This is a genomic window from uncultured Stenotrophomonas sp. (genome assembly GCF_913778665.1).
GTDB lineage: Bacteria > Pseudomonadota > Gammaproteobacteria > Xanthomonadales > Xanthomonadaceae > Stenotrophomonas.
The window spans coordinates 500129-520675 of record NZ_CAJYVQ010000011.1 but is presented as its reverse complement, the minus strand read 5'-3'; the positions used below and the strand labels follow the sequence as shown (position 1 = coordinate 520675).

At 66.6% G+C, this 20547-nt stretch carries 18 protein-coding genes and 4 tRNA genes; 8 read left to right on the top strand and 14 right to left on the bottom strand.

Annotated elements, in window-relative coordinates; genetic code table 11:
* Positions 1 to 367: 367 nt before the first annotated feature.
* From QZ853_RS17640 to QZ853_RS17620, 5 genes are all read right to left on the bottom strand, one after another.
* Positions 368 to 443: transfer RNA gene (locus tag QZ853_RS17640), tRNA-Glu, on the bottom strand.
* 49 nt (positions 444 to 492) lie between these two features.
* Positions 493 to 568, bottom strand: a tRNA-Ala gene (locus QZ853_RS17635).
* A gap of 184 nt (positions 569 to 752) precedes the next feature.
* Positions 753 to 828: transfer RNA gene (locus QZ853_RS17630), tRNA-Glu, on the bottom strand.
* A gap of 54 nt (positions 829 to 882) precedes the next feature.
* Positions 883 to 958 (bottom strand) — tRNA-Ala (locus QZ853_RS17625).
* A 103-nt stretch (positions 959 to 1061) separates the two neighbouring features.
* Positions 1062 to 1460, bottom strand: a complete 399-nt coding sequence (locus QZ853_RS17620) for a heavy metal-responsive transcriptional regulator (RefSeq protein ID WP_295576364.1) — start codon at positions 1458 to 1460, stop codon at positions 1062 to 1064.
* 185 nt (positions 1461 to 1645) lie between these two features.
* Between QZ853_RS17620 and QZ853_RS17615 the strand changes: the two genes are divergently transcribed.
* From QZ853_RS17615 to QZ853_RS17585, 7 genes are all read left to right on the top strand, one after another.
* A complete protein-coding gene (locus tag QZ853_RS17615; RefSeq protein ID WP_295576254.1) occupies positions 1646 to 2713 on the top strand; it encodes a helix-turn-helix domain-containing protein in 1068 nt (355 codons plus the stop codon).
* Positions 2714 to 2793: 80 nt separating this feature from the next.
* A complete protein-coding gene (locus QZ853_RS17610; RefSeq protein WP_295576246.1) occupies positions 2794 to 3597 on the top strand; it encodes a TlpA disulfide reductase family protein in 804 nt (267 codons plus the stop codon).
* A gap of 30 nt (positions 3598 to 3627) precedes the next feature.
* Positions 3628 to 4470, top strand: a complete 843-nt coding sequence (dsbG, locus tag QZ853_RS17605) for a thiol:disulfide interchange protein DsbG (RefSeq protein ID WP_295576231.1) — start codon at positions 3628 to 3630, stop codon at positions 4468 to 4470.
* A gap of 515 nt (positions 4471 to 4985) precedes the next feature.
* Entirely contained in the window at positions 4986 to 6434 is a 1449-nt protein-coding gene (locus QZ853_RS17600) for a DcaP family trimeric outer membrane transporter (protein ID WP_295576225.1), read from the top strand.
* Between the two features lie 76 nt (positions 6435 to 6510).
* Positions 6511 to 7863 (top strand): arginine/agmatine antiporter, encoded by a 1353-nt coding sequence (gene adiC, locus QZ853_RS17595; protein ID WP_295576215.1) that lies wholly within the window; start codon positions 6511 to 6513, stop codon positions 7861 to 7863.
* Positions 7864 to 7883: 20 nt separating this feature from the next.
* On the top strand, positions 7884 to 10172 hold the full coding sequence (locus QZ853_RS17590) for an Orn/Lys/Arg decarboxylase N-terminal domain-containing protein (protein ID WP_295576202.1): 2289 nt from the start codon (positions 7884 to 7886) through the stop codon (positions 10170 to 10172).
* A gap of 28 nt (positions 10173 to 10200) precedes the next feature.
* A complete protein-coding gene (locus QZ853_RS17585) occupies positions 10201 to 11103 on the top strand; it encodes a cation diffusion facilitator family transporter (protein ID WP_295576191.1) in 903 nt (300 codons plus the stop codon).
* A 174-nt stretch (positions 11104 to 11277) separates the two neighbouring features.
* Here the strand turns inward: QZ853_RS17585 and QZ853_RS17580 are convergent, their stop codons facing one another.
* From QZ853_RS17580 to QZ853_RS17545, 8 genes are all read right to left on the bottom strand, one after another.
* Complete coding sequence (locus QZ853_RS17580) at positions 11278 to 11991, bottom strand: energy transducer TonB (protein ID WP_295576180.1); 714 nt, start codon at positions 11989 to 11991, stop codon at positions 11278 to 11280.
* Positions 11984 to 12703, bottom strand: coding sequence for a ChaN family lipoprotein (locus tag QZ853_RS17575; protein ID WP_295576165.1), 720 nt, complete (start codon positions 12701 to 12703; stop codon positions 11984 to 11986). The genes QZ853_RS17580 and QZ853_RS17575 overlap by 8 nt, the downstream gene beginning before the upstream one ends.
* Positions 12704 to 12770: 67 nt before the next feature.
* On the bottom strand, positions 12771 to 15242 hold the full coding sequence (locus QZ853_RS17570; protein WP_295576155.1) for a TonB-dependent receptor: 2472 nt from the start codon (positions 15240 to 15242) through the stop codon (positions 12771 to 12773).
* A 64-nt stretch (positions 15243 to 15306) separates the two neighbouring features.
* Positions 15307 to 16233 (bottom strand): FecR domain-containing protein, encoded by a 927-nt coding sequence (locus QZ853_RS17565; RefSeq protein ID WP_295576146.1) that lies wholly within the window; start codon positions 16231 to 16233, stop codon positions 15307 to 15309.
* Positions 16230 to 16739, bottom strand: a complete 510-nt coding sequence (locus QZ853_RS17560; protein ID WP_295576133.1) for an RNA polymerase sigma factor — start codon at positions 16737 to 16739, stop codon at positions 16230 to 16232. Before QZ853_RS17560 ends, QZ853_RS17565 begins: the two co-directional genes overlap by 4 nt.
* Before the next feature lie 142 nt (positions 16740 to 16881).
* A complete protein-coding gene (locus QZ853_RS17555; protein ID WP_295576124.1) occupies positions 16882 to 17106 on the bottom strand; it encodes a hypothetical protein in 225 nt (74 codons plus the stop codon).
* Positions 17103 to 17804: a glutamine amidotransferase gene (locus QZ853_RS17550; protein ID WP_295576115.1), complete on the bottom strand. Its 702-nt coding sequence runs from the start codon at positions 17802 to 17804 to the stop codon at positions 17103 to 17105. The genes QZ853_RS17555 and QZ853_RS17550 overlap by 4 nt, the downstream gene beginning before the upstream one ends.
* Positions 17801 to 18574 carry a YggS family pyridoxal phosphate-dependent enzyme gene (locus tag QZ853_RS17545; RefSeq protein WP_295576106.1) on the bottom strand — a complete coding sequence of 258 codons (774 nt, stop codon included), beginning with the start codon at positions 18572 to 18574 and terminating at the stop codon, positions 17801 to 17803. The genes QZ853_RS17550 and QZ853_RS17545 overlap by 4 nt, the downstream gene beginning before the upstream one ends.
* 76 nt (positions 18575 to 18650) lie before the next feature.
* On the opposite strand from QZ853_RS17545, the gene ptsJ reads away from it, so the two are divergent.
* Entirely contained in the window at positions 18651 to 19937 is a 1287-nt protein-coding gene (gene ptsJ / locus QZ853_RS17540) for a transcriptional regulator PtsJ (protein WP_295576096.1), read from the top strand.
* Between the two features lie 45 nt (positions 19938 to 19982).
* Here ptsJ and QZ853_RS17535 read toward each other — a convergent pair whose 3' ends face one another.
* Entirely contained in the window at positions 19983 to 20489 is a 507-nt protein-coding gene (locus QZ853_RS17535; RefSeq protein ID WP_295576084.1) for a hypothetical protein, read from the bottom strand.
* Positions 20490 to 20547 lie beyond the last annotated feature (58 nt).

Sequence of the window (20547 nt, the reverse complement as noted above, 5' to 3'; positions counted from 1 at the left end):
CTTCGTTGCAAAGCGCAGGCGGGTTCGAATAAAAGCTGCGTAAATTCGTGTGCTGTGCTGGCGTGGTGTGCGCGCTGCTGTGGCGATGCGCGGTGCCGTACCCTCATCCGCCCCTGCGGGGCACCTTCTCCCGGAGGGAGAAGGGAGCAACCAAAGCCCCTCTCCCTCCGGGAGAGGGGTTGGGGTGAGGGTCCGGGCGCCCTCGCACATCCTGGATGCAGGCAGACAAGGAACAGCAGCGCAGCTCGCTCGAAGAAGCCAGCGATCCACCCGGCTTCCAGCGCATGCTTGCCGCATCTCGCAGCCGCCGCACACGGCCACCGCACGCATAAAAAAACACCCGGCAGTGCCGGGTGTTTTCGAAAAATGGCGTCCCCACGGGGATTCGAACCCCGGTCGCCACCGTGAAAGGGTGATGTCCTAGGCCTCTAGACGATGGGGACGCACGAAAAACTTCAGGTTTTAGAACTTTCGACGGCCTAATGTCGAAAGTGGTGGAGCCAAGCGGGATCGAACCGCTGACCTCCTGCATGCCATGCAGGCGCTCTCCCAGCTGAGCTATGGCCCCGTGTTACCGAGCCGCCTATCATACCTGCGTGTTCACATTTGTGGAAGTTTTTTTTGAACTTTTTTCGCTCCGGTTCAACCGCGGCCACGAGGGCAGGGGAACCGCAACGCCACAACCTGAATGCCGGTCGGCGGTGAACAAAAAAGACCCGGTTATCGGCCGGGTCCTCATTGTTCGTGATGAGTGGCGTCCCCACGGGGATTCGAACCCCGGTCGCCACCGTGAAAGGGTGATGTCCTAGGCCTCTAGACGATGGGGACGCAATTCTCATCAATGTTCTTTAGCGACCTTTCGACGGCCTAATGCCGAAAGATTGGTGGAGCCAAGCGGGATCGAACCGCTGACCTCCTGCATGCCATGCAGGCGCTCTCCCAGCTGAGCTATGGCCCCACGTCGCTGAGGAGCGAAATAATAGCCTTGCCCCAAGGGGTTGGCAAGCATTTGTTGCACTTTTCTTCACGCACATCGCGAAGCCGAGGTCGGCCCCGCACTGCTACGCGTTCTCATCGGTCAACGCAGCCAGGATCGGGCATTGATCCAGCGCGCCATGCCCCGGACAGGCGTCGACCAGTTGCGACAGTGCCGCGTGCATGCGCTGCAGTTCGGCCATGCGTTGCGCGATCTCCTGCAGGTGCGCATGGGCGATGTCACGCACGCTGCCCATGTCTTGTTGATGGCGATCGCTGAGCGCAAGCAGTTCGCCGATCTCCTCAAGGCTGAAACCGAGTGCTTTGGCGCGCCGGATGAACCGGAGCCGACGCAGGTCAGTCTCACCGAAGATGCGGTAGCCACCGGCCGAGCGCGCCGCCGTCGGCAGCAGTCGCTGCCGCTCGTAGTAGCGGACCGTATCAATCGGCACGCCGGCCTGGCGGGCCAATTGCCCAATGTTCATGGCGGATTCCTGCTGAGGCTGCCGCCATTGTGAAGGCTTGAGTCTGGTCAAGAGTCAAGGCTCGGCCCGTGAGCACGTATTCAGCGTACTTTGCAACTTTCTTCATAGCCCCGCCTCGGGAGCAGTTCCTACCCTTCGCCTGAACCGGTCGTTCGATGACCGGACATGAATCGAGGAGAGGGTCTATGGAGGGAGTGAAGAACGAAGGATTCGTCGAAGTCGCAGTGGTCGAGTATCCCGGAGGCGACCCGTCTGCGGCGTCGGTGCTGGCTGAAATGGCACACGTCGCCAATCGTCTGGCCCAGCAGCAGCGGCGCCCGTTCAAGCGGGTGGTGGTCACCCGCTGGATCGTGCCTGCAAGCCAGACCGGCGTGCACCGTATCGCCGGCGCGGAGATGCTCGATGCGGCCATTCCGGCGGTGATCGCCGTTCCCGGTCAGATCAGCCCAGGAACCTGCCTGCGTGCCGAGGACGTCCTGCTGGACTGGCTGCGTGCCCACTACGACGGTGGCAGCCTGCTGGCCGCCGCCAGCGACGGGGTCAGCGTGCTGGCGCGCGCGGGCCTGCTGGCCGGGCGGACGGTCAGCGGACCCGATCTCGGCCGCCACCCCGGATTGCAGGCCCAGGCCGCCAGTTGGGCGCCGAGCGAACGCGCGCTGGTCGATGACGGCGATCTGCTGACGGTGGGCGGATCTCAGGCGTGGCGCTTCCTCGGCCTTCGGCTGTTGTACCGGCTGCACGGCCAGGGGGTGGCGAGTACGGTCGCACAACAGCTCGGAATCACGGTGCCGGCAGCGATCCAGCAGGATCTGGAACGTTTCAGTGCCAACTTCGCCCACGGCGACCGTGACGTGTTGAAGGCGCAGCGTTGGCTGCATACGACGGCCGCACGTGGCGCGACCCTGGCGGCGATCTGCGAGGTCTCCGGGTTGGAGCCGCGCACGCTGCAGCGCCGTTTCCTGCGCGCCACCGGCCTGCGCCCGATCGAGTACTGCCAGCGCCTGCGCATTGCCAAGGCGCAGACCTTGCTGCAGCAGGGGGCGGGGATTGACGAGGTAGCGTGGGGGGTAGGGTATGCCGACCAGAGCGCGTTCCGTCGTCTGTTCCTGCGCATCGTCGGCATGACACCCGCCAACTATCGTCGCCACGTCAACAGCAAGCGGCGGGAGCGTCCGTTGATGCCGGCCGTTGCGGGCAGCCTGCGCGGGCTGCAGGCACCTTCGGCTGCGCAAGTGGGTCGAAGTGCTGCGTAATGCCGGTTGTGCGGATGTGCTTGCAACCTGAGTGTGCCGCTTCGACCATGCAGGCAGTCGATAAGTGAACGGGTGGGCTGATGTCGAGCGTTGGACCGGTGCCGATGCCGGTGGTATTGATCCTCTTCTGTGTGATGCTGGCCATGGGTATCGTCCGGTTGTGGCCACGCAGAAGCGACGACATGCCGCTGCCGTCGGGATCCGGCATAGTGCTGGACATGCTGTTGATCGGCCTGCTGTGTGGTCGTATCAGCTTCGTTGTCCTGAACTTCTCCCTGTACCAGCAGGCGCCCTGGAGCATTCTGCAGATCACCGACGGCGGCTATCACCTGGGCGTGGTGTTGGTGGCGGGGTTTGCGTGGGGCATGTGGCGGCTTCGCCCGTGGCGCGCGTTGCGGGCGCCGGTACTGACCGGCGCACTGGTCGGTGTACTGGCCTGGGCGGGCGGCGGCCAGCTGCTGTCGACGTGGCAGGGTCGGCATCTGTCGCTGCCGACCCTGCAGGTGGCGGACCTGCACGGCGGCAAGGTCGATCTGCAGCAGTTTCGTGGCAGGCCGCTGGTGTTGAATCTTTGGGCCACCTGGTGCGGGCCCTGTCGCCGGGAGATGCCCGTGCTGTCGGCGGCACAGAAGGCACACGCGGAGGTGCAGTTCGTGTTTCTCAACCAGGGTGAAACCCTCGGCGACGTCCAGGGTTTCCTCGCCAGCGAAGGGTTGATGCTCGGTAACGTCCTGCTTGACGATCAGGCGGCGGCCGCCACCGTGCTGGGTGTGCAGGCCTATCCGTCGACGCTCTTCTTCGACGCCGGTGGCCGTCTGCGTGAACTGCACCTGGGCGAACTGACCGCAGCCGGTCTTGAACACAAACTGCGCCGGCTGCGGTAGCCTGCGCGGGCATCTCACTACGGAGTTCCCATGTTGTCGACTTCCCTGCGCATCGCTCCGGCGGTGCTCCTGCTGCCGATCATGCTGGCATTGGCCGCCTGCAGCCAGGCGCAGACGCCGCCGGGCAAGACTGCCGCCGCACCGACGGCAAGCTCGCCGGCTACTGCTACCAAGGGTGATCGCCCCGCGGTGTTGAAGGGCATCGAGAAGCACGGCTTCGAAGTGGTCGCCGAATTCGATGCGCCGGGCGGCCTGCGTGGCTTCGCCGGTGTGGTGGGCGGCCAGCAGCCGGCCGCAGCCTATGTCACTGCTGATGGCAAGAACGTGCTGGTCGGCAGCCTGTTCGATGCCGAGGGCAACGACGTGGCGGCCGAGGCGGTGGAGAAACTGGTGGCAGCGCCGATGTCGGCCAAGATGTGGACCAAGCTGGAGGCCAGCGCCTGGGTGCGCGATGGCAAGGCCGATGCGCCGCGGGTGGTCTATACCTTCAGCGATGCCAACTGTCCGTACTGCCACAAGTTCTGGGAAGCCGCACGCCCGTGGGTCGATGCCGGCAAGGTGCAGTTGCGTCACATCATGGTGGGCGTCATCCGTGAGGACAGCCCGGCCAAGGCGGCGGCGATCCTTGCCGCGCGTGATCCGAGCGCGGCCCTGCTGCAGAACGAGCACCAGTTTGACCGTGGCGGCATCAAGGCCCTGCCGAGCATCAGCCGCGAAGTCGCGGGCAAGCTCGACGCCAACCAGGTACTGATGGTCGAGATGGGGTTCCAGGGCACGCCGGGCATCCTGTTCCAGGACGCTCAGGGTCAGGTGCAGCGCCGCGCTGGTCTACCGCAAGGGGATGACCTGCAGACGGTGCTGGGCCCGCGCTGATCGGAACCCGCATCACTTGAATTGAGCCACAGGCCCGCGCGGTGACGTGCGGGCCTGCTGCGTTCTGAAGTTCAGGCCGGCACAATCGCCTGCGCATGACATGTTCGTCGTCACGTCTGAATCGTGACTGGGATCAAGCATTGCGCCTTGATTCCAATCAAGGCCGAAAACTGCAGGCGGACTAGCCTTTGACGCATGGAATACAGCGTCAACGCGCCATGGATGCCCCGCCGAGGCTACCCCCATGCGGGCAGTACGGCACAGCCATTCACGACACTCTCACTCCCTGCTTGTTACCCAGACCGCTCCGGTCGCCACCTCTCTGGCAGCGCAGCCTTGATGGAAGCGACATGGGTGCTGGCAGGACAGTGTCATCGTTCTGTTGCCTGCCGCGCGCAGGCTGACCGGCGTCGTCGACGCAGTACCTGCATTTCCAGCAACGGCAACGCGAAGCCAGGGCGGCGCATGCGTGCGCTCCGGGAACGTGATGCGAGTGTTCGTCCGGGGAGGATGCAATGCGTTTTGCGGTACTGAGTCTAGCGTGTCTGGGTGCACTGGCGATCTCGCCAGCGTATGCGCAACAGGGCGATGCGGAAGATGCGCAGGCATTGCGGCGTGAGATTGCCGCCATGCGCCAAGCGCTGGAAGGCATGCAGCAACGCCTGGATCGGCTTGAACAGCGAGACGCCACGCCTGCTCCAGGGTTGGCGCAGACGCCGGCACCCGCTGCATCGCCACCTCCCGTTGCCACAGCGGCCACGACGGGTGTGATCCATCGCACCCAGGTGCCTGGCGTGGCGCAGCCGGTGCTGCCGCAACGCGACTCCGTGGCCGATCCCTCTACCGCCGCATCGCGTCCAGACAGCGCGGCTGGCCCGACCGACCCCGACCTGAAGGGTTTCTTCGCCATTCCGGGGACTGATACGGTCATCCGTATCGGCGGCTACGCCAAGCTCGATGCCGTCGCCGACTCGCGCGCGGCCGGTGACGAGGACCAGTTCATCCCGTCGTCGATGCCGGTCGGCGGCAGCCATCGTGACGTGTCCAACTTCAACATCCACGCCAAGCAGACCCGCTTCAGCTTCGAGGCGCGGCGCCCGACTACGCATGGCAATCTGCGCTTCTATCTGGAAAACGACTTCTTCGGCAGCAGTGATGGCTACGAGTTCCGCCTGCGCCATGCCTATGGCCAGCTCGGCAATACCTATGCCGGTTATGGCTACTCCAGCTTCATGGACCCGGACAGCCTGCCCGACACGCTGGACTTCGCCGGGCCTGGTGGCGCCGGCTATCTGCTGGTGGCCGGCATCCATCACAGCTTCGCGATGGGCAAGGGCAACACCCTGACCGTCGCCGCCGAAGACCCGAAGACCGAACTGGCTGGCGCCAGTGATGAGCGGGCCGCGGTGAACCGGCTGCCCGATGTGACGGTGACGGCGCGCATGGAGCGCGACTGGGGCCACCTGCAGCTGGGCGCGGTGGCGCGCAGCCTGGCCTACGACGGGGATGGCGAGCGCGACCGGCGCATGGCCGGTGGCCTGCAGCTGAGCGGCTCGGCCTCGGTTGGCAAGCGCGATCTGCTGCTGTTCGGTGCGTTGGGTGGGCGCGGCCTCAGCCGTTACACCGCCGACCTGACCGGCTCCGGGCTGGACGCCGTGGTCGGTGCTGATGGGCGCCTGGATGCGCTGGACCTGCACGGTGGATTCGTGGGTTACACCCACTACTGGTCGGAGCTGTGGCGTTCGAACCTGATCTTCGGCCAGCTGACCCTGGAGCGGAACGCCGCACTGGCGGCCGACGCGTTCCGGCAGAGCCGCTACGGCGTGTTCAACCTGATCTGGAGCCCGGCGCCGTCGTGGACGATGGGCATGGAGCTGCTGTACGGCCGCCTGGAACAGCAGAGCGGCGCGCGCGGCGACACCGTCCGGGTGCAGGGCAGCCTGCAATACAACTTCATCAAGTAAGCGCCAGCGGCCCTTCGCCAGCGCAACCGTCCCCACGCCCGGCCGCACCGGGCTCATGCCAGTACAGGAGATTGTCATGGCAGAAGCAAAGAAAATCGGGGTGGTCGGAGCCACCTTCCTCGTCGCCGGCAACATGATGGGCTCCGGGGTGTTCCTGTTGCCGTCCAGCCTGGCCAAGATCGGCACCGCCTCCATCTGGGGCTGGCTGATCACCACCGCCGGTGCGTTGCTGCTGGCGTTCGTGTTCGCCAAGCTGGGCAAGCTGGCACCCAAGGCAGGCGGTCCGTACGCCTACGCGCGTGACTGGTTCGGGCCGTACATGGGCTTCCAGACCAACACGATCTACTGGTTCGCCAACTGGATCGGCAACGTCGCCATTCCGATCGCCGCGGTCGGCTACTTCAGCTACTTCTTCCCGATCCTGTCCGAGCCGCTGGTACGCTGCATCGCGGTGCTGATCCTGGTGTGGGCGCTGAGCTTCGCCAATGTGATCGGCCCGGCCTTCGTCAGCCGCGTGCAGACGGTTACCACCAGCTTCGCGCTGGTGCCGATCCTGGGCATCGCCATCTTCGGCTGGTTCTTCTTCGATGCCGACATCTTCAAGGGCGCCTACAACGTGTCCGGCGAGTCGAACTTCGGTGCGATCTCCAGCGCCGCGGCACTGACCCTGTGGGCCTTCATCGGTGTCGAGTCGGCCTCGGTCACCGCCGGTGTGGTCGAGAACCCGGAAAAGAACGTGGCCCGCGCCACCCTTGCCGGCGTGTTCCTGGCCGCGATCGCCTATATCGCCAGTTCCTCGGTGATCATGGGCATGGTACCCAACAGCGAGCTGCAGACCTCCGATGCGCCGTTCGCGCTGGCTGCGGCCAAGGCGGTGGGCGGTTGGGGCGGTGCGCTGGTCAGCCTGTGCGCCTTCATCGGTGCCGCCGGTTCGCTGGGTGGCTGGATCCTGCTGACCGCACAGAGCGCCAAGGCGGCGTCCGATGATGGCCTGTTCCCGAGCATCTTCAGCAAGACCAACAAGGATGACGTGCCGGTCAAGGGCGTGCTGATCGTGGCCGTGCTGATGACTCTGGCGGTGCTGGTCACCTCTACCTCGGAAACCGCATCTGCCCAGTTCGACGTTATCACGTCGGCGGCGGTGGTGTTGACCCTGCTGCCCTACATCTACTCGTGCGTGGCCTGCTACTTCGTGGTCGAACGCTCGCACACCATCCTCCATACCGGCGCGTTCTGGACGCTGACCAGCCTGACCGTCGTGTACTGCCTGTGGGCGATCTACGGTTCGTCGGGAACCATCGTGCAGTACGCGTTCCTGTTCGTGCTGTTCATCACCGTGTTCTATCCCTTCTTCAGCGAGGAGCGCCGCCAGCAGCGGCAGCGCGCCCGCGAGGCTTCGGCGATCAGCGCCGGCGCCCAGCGTTCCTGAGTTCGACAAGGAGAATCGACGTGTACTTCAAGTCCCTGGACTATCCGGTCATTGTCATCGACAACGACTACGAATCGCCGCGCATCGGCGGCATCCTGATCCGCGCCCTGGTGGAAGAGCTGCGCAGCAACGACCAGCGCGTGCTGTGTGGCCTGAACCTGGATGATGCCCGCGCCGGTGCCCGCACCTACGTCGCCGCCTCGGCAGTGCTGATTTCCATCGACGGCAGCGAAGAGGTGGATGGCGAGTTCCAGCGCCTGACCGCCTTCCTGCGCGAGCAGAGCGCGCGCCGCGCCAACCTGCCGGTGTTCCTGTACGGCGAGCGCCGCACCATCGAGAAGGTGCCGAGCAAGCTGCTCAAGTACATCCACGGCTTCATCTTCCTGTTCGAAGACACCAAGAGCTTCATCTCGCGGCAGGTGATGCGCGCAGCCGAAGACTACATGAAGAACCTGCTGCCGCCGTTCTTCAAGGCGCTGATCCATCATGCGGCCGAGTCGAACTATTCCTGGCACACGCCGGGCCATGCCGGTGGCGTGGCGTTCACCAAGTCGCCGGTGGGGCGTGCATTCCACCAGTTCTACGGCGAGAACACCCTGCGCAGCGACCTGTCGATCTCGGTGCCGGAGCTGGGCTCGCTGCTCGACCATACCGGCCCGATCAAGGATGCCGAGGAAGAAGCGGCGCGCAACTTCGGTGCCGACCATACCTTCTTCGTCACCAACGGCACCTCCACTGCCAACAAGATCGTCTGGCACGGCACGGTGGCCCGCGGCGACGTGGTGTTCGTCGACCGCAACTGCCACAAGTCGCTGCTGCACGCGCTGATCATGACCGGCGCGGTGCCGGTGTACTTCACCCCCAGCCGCAACGCACACGGCATCATCGGCCCGATCAGCCTGGACCAGTTCACGCCGGAATCGCTGCAGCAGCGCATCGCCGCCAACCCGCTGGCCAGCAAGGCCTACCAGGCCGGTTCCAAGCCGCGCATCGCAGTGGTGACCAATTCCACCTACGATGGCCTGTGCTACAACGCCGAGAAGATCGCCGACGAGATCGGCAGCGCGGTCGACTTCCTGCACTTCGATGAAGCCTGGTACGCCTATGCCGCCTTCCATCCGTTCTACGAGAACCACTACGGCATGGCCAAGGGCAAGCCGCGAGAGCAGGATGCGATCATCTTCACCACGCATTCCACCCACAAGCTGCTGGCCGCGTTCTCGCAGGCATCGATGATCCACGTGCGCAATTCGGCGCAGCGCGACCTGGATGCCGAGCGCTTCAACGAGTCGTTCATGATGCACACCTCGACGAGCCCGCATTACGGGGTGATCGCGGCCTGTGATGTGGCGTCGAAGATGATGGAGGGCGAGGCCGGCCGTTCGCTGGTGCAGGAGATGCATGACGAAGCCATCGCGTTCCGTCGCGCGATGCTGCACGTGCGTGACGATCTCGGCCGCGACGACTGGTGGTTCAGCGTGTGGCAGCCCACCAAGGTCGAGCGCAGCCTGGACAAGGGTGACACGCCGGCACCGCTGGTGGCCAAGCGCGAGGAGTGGTACCTGCAGCCGGACGCGCATTGGCACGGCTTCGAGAATCTGGTCGACGACTACGTGCTGATCGACCCGATCAAGGTGACCCTGCTGACCCCGGGCCTGGCGATGGACGGCAGCATGGGCAGGCTGGGCATTCCGGCGGCGGTGCTCAGCAAGTTCCTGTGGGGCCGCGGCATCACCGTGGAGAAGACCAACCTGTACTCGGTGCTGTTCCTGTTCTCGATGGGCATCACCAAGGGCAAGTGGAGCACGCTGGTCACCGAACTGATGGCATTCAAGGAGCTGTACGACCGCAACGCGCCGCTCAGCCAGGCACTGCCGTCGCTGGCGGCCGACTATCCCAATGCCTACGCCGGCTGGGGCCTGCGTGACCTGTGCGATGCACTGCATGCGTTCAACCAGGAATTTGCGGTGGCCAAGGTGATGCGCGAGATGTACGTGGATCTGCCGACCCCGGTGATGACCCCGGCCGATGCCTACAACCATCTGGTCAAGGGCGAGATCGAGCGGGTCGACATCGAGCAGCTCAGTGGCCGCGTCGCCGCGACCATGCTGGTGCCGTACCCGCCGGGCATTCCCACCATCATGCCGGGTGAGCGTTTCGGCGACAGCGACGAGCCGATCATCCAGTCGCTGCGCATCGCACGCGAGCAGAACGCCCGCTTCCCGGGCTTCGAGTCGGACGTGCACGGGCTGATCATCGAGCAGGAGGGTGATGCGGTTTCGTACAAGGTGGAGGTGCTGAAGGCCTGATCGGCAACGGTCGGCCCTTCGGCGGACGATGGATACCGCGCGCGAGCAACGCATCCTGAAGTTCTCCATCGGGGTAACCATCGCAGTCAGCGCGGTTGGCTTCAGTGGTGGCCTGCTGGTGGGATCGCAGGCCATCCTGTTCGACGGCGTGTACAGCCTGGTCGACGTTGCCTTGACCCTGGTGTCGTTGTCGGTGCTGCGGCTGGTTGCGCGGGAACAGAGCCCGCGCTTCCAGTACGGCTACTGGCACCTGGAGCCGATGGTCGAGGCACTCGGCGGGGTGATCCTGTCGCTGGCCTGCGTGTATGCGCTGGCCAACGCAGTGATCGGCTTGACCACGGGCGGGCACGAAGTGAAATTCGGGCCTGCGCTGTGGTGGGCGGCATTGCTGAGCGCCAGCAACCTGGCGATGGCGGCATTCGTCGCGCAGCGTGCGCGGCGCCTGCGCTCGGCGTTGTTGTGGCTGGACGTGCGAGGTTGGCTGCTGGGGGGGCTGATGAGCCTGGCGGTGGTGCTGGCCTTCGTGCTGGCACTGGCGTTGCACGGCGGCGACTGGCACCACTGGGTGCCGTACCTGGATTCGATCGTGCTGGCGCTGATCAGCCTGGCGGTGCTGCCGGTGCCTGCGCGCAGCGCGTGGAAGGCGATGCGCGAGGTACTGCAGGTGGCCCCGGATGATCTGGACCGGCGCGTGCAGCAGGTCATGCAGGCGTTCGTGGCAGAGCGCGGCTATGCCGGTTTTACCAGCCACGTGGCGAAGATGGGGCGGATGCGCTTCATCGAGATCCACGTACTGGCCGATCCGACGACGCCGTTGGGTTCGGTGGGCGAGGTCGATGCGATGCGCGACGAGATCGCTGCTCACCTGGATGCACGTAGCAGCACGTTCTGGCTGACCATTGATTTCACCGCCGACCCGGCGTGGACGTAGCGCTGCGCGCCACGCCAGGCGGCATTCTGCTTCACTGCTGACGGCGTGGGCAGTCGAGCAAGCTCGACGCGAGGGACTGCGGATCGTTGCGCATGGCGGACCGGTCTGTTGCACGGAATGTGTTTGACCTCAACCCGGGTTGAGGTCGGAGACTGCGTCGTAGTTCCTCACCCACTAGCGCAGGTAATACTCCACCGGCACCACCAGTTCCTGCGGTGTCCTCATCTCGGCAGGAATGGGCGGCAGCGGCTGTGCGCGGCGGAAGGTCTGCAGTGCCGCATCATCGAGCATCGGCTGGCCACTGGACTGCTCCAGCCGCAGTGCCAGCAGGCGACCTTCGCGGTCGATGCTGGCCCTGACCCAGGCAGTGCCCTGCTGGCGCCGCGAGCGTGCGGCGGCGGGGTAGTAGCGATAACGCTCCAGCCGTGCCATCAGGCGGGCTTCCCACTGGTCGCTGGCGGCGCCGGCCTGGACGTCCGCCGGTGGCACGTCGGGAGCGGGCGGCGCGGCCGTGATCGATGCCGGTGCGGGACTTGCATCGGTCACGGCCGCTGGCGGGGCGACCGGCAGCGGCTGGCGGCCACGGCCACCGGTTTCGCTGGCCGCCAGTTCGCCCTCGCGCGCGGCGGTGGGCGTGGGCGGTGGCGGTGACGTGGTGGGCTGCGAGGCCTGGGCCTGCTGCGCCTGGCTGGGGGTATCGGCCTGGCGTTCCTCCACCGGTTGCGGCGGCGTGGCCGGCGCCAGCAGGCGCAGGCTGATGCGTACGTCCTGCTCGGGCGGTGGCAACGGCGGCGGCGCCGCGACCCAGTGCACCAACAGCAGAAGGGGCAGCAGATGCAGGCCAAGGCTGATGGCGACCGCCCGCCAGTGTTGGCCGCGCTCACTCATCGCCCAGCACCCACAGCAGGTCGGCGTCGGTCGCATCGATCTGTTCGCCGGGCGAGGCGAGCACGATCACCAATGAAGCAGCGCCCGGCGGCAGATAGCCCGGTACGCCGGTGCCGCGTAGCACATGCCAGCGCCCGGCGAGCAGCAGTGCCGGCGCGCTTGCATCGGCCAGGACCTGCGCCATGCGGCTGTCCCGGGCGTGCTGTACGGCCAGCATGCCGTCCAGCATGGGCGCTGCGTCCGCGTGCTGCGCCAGCACCACTGCCGACAACCGTTGCCGCGCCGCTGAAACCGGAAACGCCACGGGTTCGTTCGAGGCCAGCAGGGTGTTGACCTCGGCGCGCGACAGGTTGCCACCGGCCAGCGGGATGGCCGCCGCAGCAGCGTCCTGCACCAGTCCACCGTAGGCGGCCCACGGCCAGCGCGCATCCCAGTCCAGCAGTTCACGCAGGCGCGGCCCCTCGGCGTGGTTGCCCTTGGCCAGCCAGCGCTGCACGCGCTGCAGGCGGGGTTGGCGCTCGCTGGCGATCATCTCCAGCACCAGCGTGCCTTGCTGGCGCTGCTGTTGCAGGGCCTGCAGCAACCAGCGCTGGGCGGCATGGTCACCCGGAAGATCGTGGCGTTCGCCGAGTAGCAGGCGCGGGGCGCCGGCGGTACGCTGGATGAACGCCGCCTCGTCCAAGCGCTGGGCGCTGGCCAGGTCGATCACCATGCCAGGCATTGGCCGCGCGCTGGCCAAGGCGGACAGCGCGAGCAGGCACAGCGGTAGCCAGCGACGGCTAGAACGCCACGTTGACGCCCATCGAGACGGTGCGGCCACGGCCGTTGCCGCGGTCCAGGATCGGGCTGAAGATGCTGTCGATCGAGGCATTGTTGTCATAGGGCTTGTTCTGCAGGTTTTCGATGTTCAGCCATAGCGTGGTGTTGGCCTGTGGCTTGAAGCTGGCGTAGAAGTCCAGCAGCACACCGGTGCCGCCGGTCTTGCGGGTCTGGAAGAAGTCGTAGCCTTCCTCGGTGGGGCCGGAATACTCGGCGCGCATGCCGGCCTGCACGCGTTGCTGCCACCAGCGGCCGCCCACATCCAGCGTCCAGTAGCGGTCGGGCAGGGCGGTGATGTCTTCCAGATTGACGAACTCGATGGCCGGCGCACTGGTGTGCGAGCGGGTCCAGCTGAGCGTGGCGTGGTAGTGCTCGCTGGCGTAGTGCGCTTCCAGCTCGATGCCGCGCATACGCACCACGCCGGGGTGATTCATCCAGCGCGTGGTGGTGCTGAAGTCGTCAGCGTCCAGCGCATCAGTCCAGGCGCTGAGCTGGGGGGCGCTGTCGATCGCTACCACGAACGGCGCCACTTCTGGCGGATGTACGATCAACAGGTACTGCGGCTTGATGTAGTCGTGGATGCGGTTGTCGAAACGGGTCACCCGCAGCTGTGCCAGGTCACCGTCGGTCAGCAGAGAGTCGGCGCTGAGGTTGGCACCGAACTGCAGGTTGCGTGAGCGCTCGCGGCGCAGGAACGGATTGGCACCCACGCCGTCGGCATCACTCATGCCCTCCAGCGGAATCTTCTCGAAGAACATCTCCTGCACACGCGGCGGCCGCGAGGTGCGCGAGACTTCAGCGAACAGTTGCAGCCAGTCGGTGGCCTGCAGTGAGAGTGCCAGGCTGGGGCTGAGCGCGCGCTCGCTGCGGCGTACGTCAATGTCGCCGCCATGGATCGCCGTGCATTGGCCCGGCACATCGGAGCACACCGGGATATGGCCTCGGATGCCGTAGCGATCCTGGCGCAGGCCAGCGGTCAGCGCGTAGATGTCGTACTGCAGTTCCAGCGTGCTGAACACACTGTCGAGCTGGCTGCGGCCCTGCGGGTTGGCACCGCGCAGGGTGGGCGTATCAGCCACGTAGCTGTCCGACTGGTGCTTGATGCCGGTATTCCAGCGCGCCTGCAGGGCGCCGATATCAAAGCGGCTGGTGTTGTCGACGGTCCAGTTGCTCAGGCTGCTGTGGGTGCGGCGCCCGATGTAGCTCGAATCCTCCACCGGCGGATAGAACAGCCGGGTCCTGTTGCTGGCGAAGGTGGCGCGAAGGTCGATCCACGGCGTATAGGGTGTGTAGTGGTAGCTTGCACGCTGGTTGCGCGCGGAAATCTGCCACGGGTAGTTGTGGTAGAAGTCGTTTTCGTAACGCATGTGGCTCAGGTCCAGCCGATGCTGGTCGCTGGGCTGCAGGCGTGCTTTCAGCAGCCAGCTGCTGGGCTGCTGGCTGCCAGGATCGGCGTCGTTCTTCTGGCCACGGGCGGTGGCGTATTCGCTGCTGCGGCTGCTGCTGGCTGCGGCCAGCAGGCCGAACTGGCGGTCGCCGCCGTCCTCACTGTGGCGCCAGGCACCGGCGAAGGTGCGGCCGCTGCCATAGCCGTTGTTGCCATGCCGGTAGCCCGCGCGCAGGCCCCAGTCGCGGCCCTCGCCGAGCAGGTCGTCGATATCCAGGGTGCGGAAGTTGGCAGTGCCGGCCAGCGTGCCGGCGCCGTCACCGCCGGCGACCGCACCGCGCTGTACGTCCACGCCGGCCAGCAGGAACGGATCGACATAGGCAAACGGACCGCCCGAACCATGTCCCGCGTTGTTGCGGAAGGTCTGGGTAACGCCATCGATCATGGTGTTGACCCGGCCGGCACCGGTCATGCCGCGGATGTTGACCTGCAGGCCCGGCTGGCTGCGCGAGTGGAAGCTGTGGGTGCCGGGCATCGAGCGCAGCAGGCTGTTGCCTTCCTGGCGCTCGGCCATCGCTACACGTTCGCTGCCAACGGTGGGTGCGAAGCCATCGCGGATGGCCGGCACGTACTGGCTGGCACCGCTGCCGGGTGCGTTGCCGTGCGCGGTGTCGCCCTGCACACGCAGGGGGGCGGTACGGCGGCTGCCGTCGCGGCGTTCGGCCGGCGCCGGCTCCAGGGTGGCGCGGCGCGCATCGATGAAGCGTGGGCGCAGGCCGCTGCCAGCGAGCAGGCGTGACAGAGCCTGCGCATCGTCGAAGTCGCCGCGCAGCGGGGGCGCGGCATGACCGGCGGGAAGCGCCGCGCCGACGACCAGATCGATACCGGTCAGCCGGCTGTAGGCGTCCAGCGCGGCAGGCAGTGGCTGGGCGGGCAGGTCATAGCTGCGCGTGGCGGCCTGTGCCTGGGCACGGGTCGGCAGCAGTGGAACGGTGCTGGCGCAGGCCAGCGACAGGGCAAGGACAAGGGGGCGGGGGCACAGCATCGGGGGCTCCAAGGGCTGACGCAGAGCGTCGTCATCCTGGGTAGACGCGGAACGAGGGCCGATGTCAGGGTGCATCGCGTTGTTCCCGCCGCGGCGGCAGCCACACCTGCATTCCTGCGCCGACCCGCAGCACGCGCACGCGCAGCTGCGCGGCCAGCTGGTCGCGGTTGCCGGCCGCACCATCAGCACTGCCGAGCAGAGTGACGGGCCGCTGGCGCAGGCGCGCGCCGACAATCCAGGTGCGCCCGCCATGCCAGCGATCCAGGCCTTGGGTCACATCGGCGAGCGGAGCGGACACCCAATGCAGCCGTCGCTCGCGCCAGGCCATCGCACCTGCATCGGCGGCGTGCGGCTGGGCCGGCGTCTTTCCGTCGAAGCGCAGCTGCTGCCCTTCGGTGGCCTGCAGGTTGCCGCTGCCGCCGTTCACGCGCACGCGATGCTCGGTGACCGTGACCACGCTGTCGTAACGCTGCACGGCCAGATCAAACGCGGTGCCCAGCGCGGTGACGGTACCGTGCGGTGTGTGTACCTGGAACGGTCGCGCAGCGTCAGCGCTGACCTGGAACCAGGCCTGGCCGCGCTCCAGCTGCAGCTGGCGACGCCGTGCCTCGATGCGGACATGCACTTCGCTGCCCGGCGACAGCAGTACATGCGAACCATCCGCCAGGGTTTCATCACGGATCTCGCCGGACGCGGTGCGCAATACCTGCGCAGCAGGCGGTGAGGCATGGCGGCTGTACAGGCCGAGCGCGCACATCAGCAGTACCGCAAGGCCGGCTTCACCCAGGCGGCGGCGCTGCCGTCGTTGTTGTTGCCGCTGCAGGCTGGGCATCGCCGCACCGGCCTGCCACAGCTGCTGCAGGTGCAGGTACTGCGCGGCATGGCGTGGATCGGCCCGGCACCACTGTTCGAACGCGTTCTCGTCGCGGTCGCCGTCGTGCCCATGCAGCCACCAGCGGGCGGCCTCGCGTGCAATCGCATCCTGGCTCATGCGCTGGGCACCTGTTGCAGGGCCACCAGCGCTCGCAGCAGATGGCCATGCGCGGTCTGGCGGCTGATGCCGAGCTGGCGGCCGATCTCGGCCAACGCCAGCTGTTCGACACGGGCCAGCAGGAACACCTGACGCGAGCGCGGCGGCAGTGCGGCGATGATCGCATCGAGGTGGCGCAGCTGCTCGGCATCGAGCAGGCGCTGTTCGGGTAACGGCGCAGGATCGGCGATGGCATGCAGCTGCACGCTATCCAGCACTTCCTCGCGACGGCGCTGGCGTTGCCGGTAGTGATCGGCGATCAGGTTGTGGGCGACGCGGTACAGATACGCGCGGCCATTGCTCAGCAGGCCGCTGGCGGCGACCTTGACGACACGCAGCCAGGTTTCCTGGACGACGTCATCGGCGTCGCTGCGTTGCGGGAGTTTGCGGCGGACATGGGCGTGCAGCGGCCGGTAATGGGCCGCGCACAGATGCGCGACATCCGTCGGTTCGACAGGCGTGGACACGGGGCGGGCGACAGCTGGGAAAGGGAACAGCCCGCGGCGGCAAGGGCAGCGGCTGCACCTTACAGCAAAAGAGAATCATTTGCATCCATGGCTGCCGAGATCGGAGGCAGTGCCGGCCGCTGGCCGAAATTTCACCGTCGGGTTACAGGTTGCGGTACTGGATCTGCGAGGCCAATACGCGTAAGCCATCAGCATTGCTGGACAGGATCCTTTCTTCGCCGATGCCTTTCTGCCGTTGCAGCTGGTAGCCCTGATCGGCGGGCAGCTGCGCGGCGATGCTGTCCAGGCGCTGCAGGGCATCGGGGCCGCTGCAGTCGAAGTGGCCCCAGTACGCGCCGTGGCGATGGATCTGGAGGCGGTAGTTCATCGTGCAGTCTCCGGCAGGTCCCGCAGCCACTGATCGAACACCGCCGTGGCCGCTGCGGCCAGCGGTGCGCCATAGCGGCGCGCTTGCGCGCGGAGGTCATTGGGATCGATGCCGGCCTGGGCCAGCTCAAGGGTGTGCCCGATCAGCCAGCGTTCGAACTGGCGTGCGTCCAGTTCTGGATGGCATTGCAGCGCCAGCGCGTGGTTGCCGATGGCGAAGGCCTGGTGGCGGCAGGCCGGGGTGCTGGCGAGGCGGCGGGCACCCGTCGGCAGTTCAAATGCCTCGCCGTGCCAATGCAGTACCGGAATGCCCTGCAGTGCCAGCAGCGGCGAACGCTGGCCCTCGTCGGTCAACAGCAACGGAGAAAAGCCGATCTCCTTGCCGCCACTGGGAGCGACGCTGGCACCGAGTGCACGCGCCATCAGCTGCGCACCGAGGCAGATGCCCAGCGTGGGCCGCTGCTGCTGCAACCGCGCCTTCAACAGCGCGATGCTGTCGTTGAGGAACGGGTAGAGATCAACATCGTTGACGCTGATCGGCCCCCCCAGCACCACCAGCAGGTCAGCCGCTTCGGCCGTATCGAGGGCATCGACACCAGCCTGCAGCACCTGCAGTTGCCAGCCCTGCGCCAACAGCAGTGGCTGCAGGGTGCCGAGGTCTTCAAAGGCAACGTGTTGCAGGACAACCGCGTTCTTCATGCCGGGGCTCCGTTGTTCGGCCAGTAGAAGCTGTCCGGAGTGGCGCGGGCGCCGAAGATGGCCTGGCCGACGCGGACTACGGTGGCGCCTTCCTCGATGGCCACTTCGAAGTCCCCGGACATGCCCATCGACAGCTGCGACAGGTCGAGGCCGGTTGGGGCGCTGCGTTGCAGCTGATCGCGTAGTTCACGCAGGCGCACGAAGCACGCACGCACACGTTCGACTTCGGGAGTGAAGATGGCCAGGGTCATCAGGCCACGCACGCGTAGCCTGTCGAAGACTGGCAGCTGCTGCACGAAGGCCCCGACGGCATCGGGTTCCAGGCCGTACTTGCTGGGTTCGGCGGAGGTGTTGACCTGCACGAGCACATCCAGCGTGCGGTCTTCCAGCTGCAGGCGCTGCTGCAGTGCCTCGGCTACGCGCAGGCTGTCCAGCGCCTGGAACTCGCTGGCAAAGCGCGCCACGTAGCGTGCTTTGTTGGTCTGCAGATGGCCGATCACCGACCAGTGCACGCCCAGGTCGGCCATTGTCTCGGCCTTGCGCTGTGCCTCCTGCACCTTGTTCTCGCCCAGTTCGTGGCAGCCGGCGGCCACCGCCATGCGGATGCGGGCGTCATCCACGGTCTTGCTGACCGGCAGCAGGCGGACGCTGGCCGGATCCCGGCCGACGCGGGCACAGGCATCGGCAATGCGTTGGCGCACTGTGACCAGGTTGGCGGCGATCTGTTCAACGGACTGGGCGACGGGCCAGTCGGCGGCGGCAAGGGGCATGCGGGCACCTCCAATGCAGGACGGCCAGGGTGGGATACACTGGCACAGGACAATAATTATTTTGGCATAGGACAAAATGAAAATCACCGGGCATAGCGCCGAGTCGATCTTCGACAGCATCCGCGATGGCATCGGCAAGGGCCGTCTGCCAGCCGGAAGCGTGCTGCCGCCGGTGCGCGATCTGGCCGATCAGCTGGGGGTCAATCGCAACACCGTGGCCGCCGCCTACAAGCGATTGGATGCGGCGGGCCTGGCCAGCACCGCGGGCCGGCGCGGCACGGTGGTGCGTGGCCTGCCGCCGACGCTGGCCCGCGAGGGCAGTGCGCCCGGGCTGGCCCTGCATGACCTGGCCGGTGGCAATCCGGACCCGCGCCTGTTGCCCAGTCTGCGCGTGGCTCCGGCGGCACCACGCCTGTATGGCGTCGGCACGGTCGATCCGCGATTGCAGGCGCTGGCGCGGGCGTCGCTGGATGCGGACTGCCCGGAGGGCTACGCACTGGAACTGACCCATGGCGCAGTCGATGGCATCGAGCGCCTGCTGGCGGCGTGGCTGCTGCCGGGTGATCGCATCGCGGTGGAAGATCCGTGCTTTCTTGGCAGCCTGAACGTGCTCAACGCTGTGGGCCACGCGCCGTTGCCGGTGGCGGTGGATGAACTTGGCATGCAGGTCGAATCGCTGCGGCAGGCATTGGAGAGCGGCGCGCGCGCGGTGCTGCTGACCCCGCGGGCGCACAACCCGACAGGTGCCAGCCTGGATGCGAAGCGGGCACGCGCGTTGCGCCAGCTGCTGGCCGCCTATCCGCAGGTTGCGGTGTTGATCGACGATCACTACGCGCTGCTCTCGCAGCAGGACTATCACTCGGTGCTGCCGCTGGATGGCCGGCGCTGGGCGCTGCTGCGTTCGTTGTCCAAACCGCTGGGCCCGGACCTGCGGCTGGCCTGGCTGGCCTGCGATGAAGAGACCGCGATGCGGCTGCGGTTGCGGTTGGCGTCCGGTACCGGCTGGGTCAGTCACCTGCTGCAGGATGCGGCGACGTCGGTGCTGGAGTCGGCATCGCAGCGGGCGAAGATCGCCTCGGCGGGGGAGCGTTACCAGCAACGCCTGCAGTCGCTGCAGGAACTGCTGCGTGCGCGTGGCGTGCCGACGCCACAGCCGATGGAAGGATTGAACCTGTGGCTGCCGCTGCAGGCTGACAGCCATCCACAGGTGCTGGCGCTGGCTTCGCGCGGATGGCATGTGCGCGCGGGCGAAGTGTTCGCGGTGGCAGCACCGGGGCATGGCCTGCGCATCACCTGCGCGGCGCTGGGGGCGGTGCAGCTGCGGCAGCTGGCCGATGACCTCGCAGCGGTGTGCAGTCTGTAGAGTCGAGCCATGCTCGACTGCTTCCACTCAACTTACGAAAGCAGATCAGGGTGCGGCGTTGGCGCCTGGGCGCACGTAGTAGGACTGGCCGCTGTCGTCGACGAACATCAATTCCGGCTTGCCCTGCCAGGAGGTGAGCATGGCGCCGGTATTGTTCTGGTGCTTGACCATCAGGCTGGCGCCGCGATCCGGGTTGGCCACCACCTTGAAGACTTCGGTTCCACCGCTGGCGTCGTCCAGGGTCAGCAGGGCTTCGCCACCGCGATCGCTGGTGCCGTAGCCACCGCGCTCGGTGCCGTCCGGGCCGAGCAGTATCAGGCCGGACAGTGCCGTGGCACGCGGTCCGACGGGGCGGCCCTGGCTGAGGGGATCGGGAACCGGTGCGCCGAGGATCACCCGCGGCTGGCCGGTGCCATCGTGGATGACCAGGCCGCGCGCTTCGATGATGCGCTGTGGCGATTGGCTGCGATGCAGGCTCCAGGCGGTCCAGCCGGAAACAAGCAGGGCAAAGGTCGAGACCACCAGGGTGGTCAGCAGCAGTGCACGGGGCATCGGGTTGTCCTTCCTTGGATGTGCCGACGATAGCGGATGCATAAGGGGATGGGTAGAG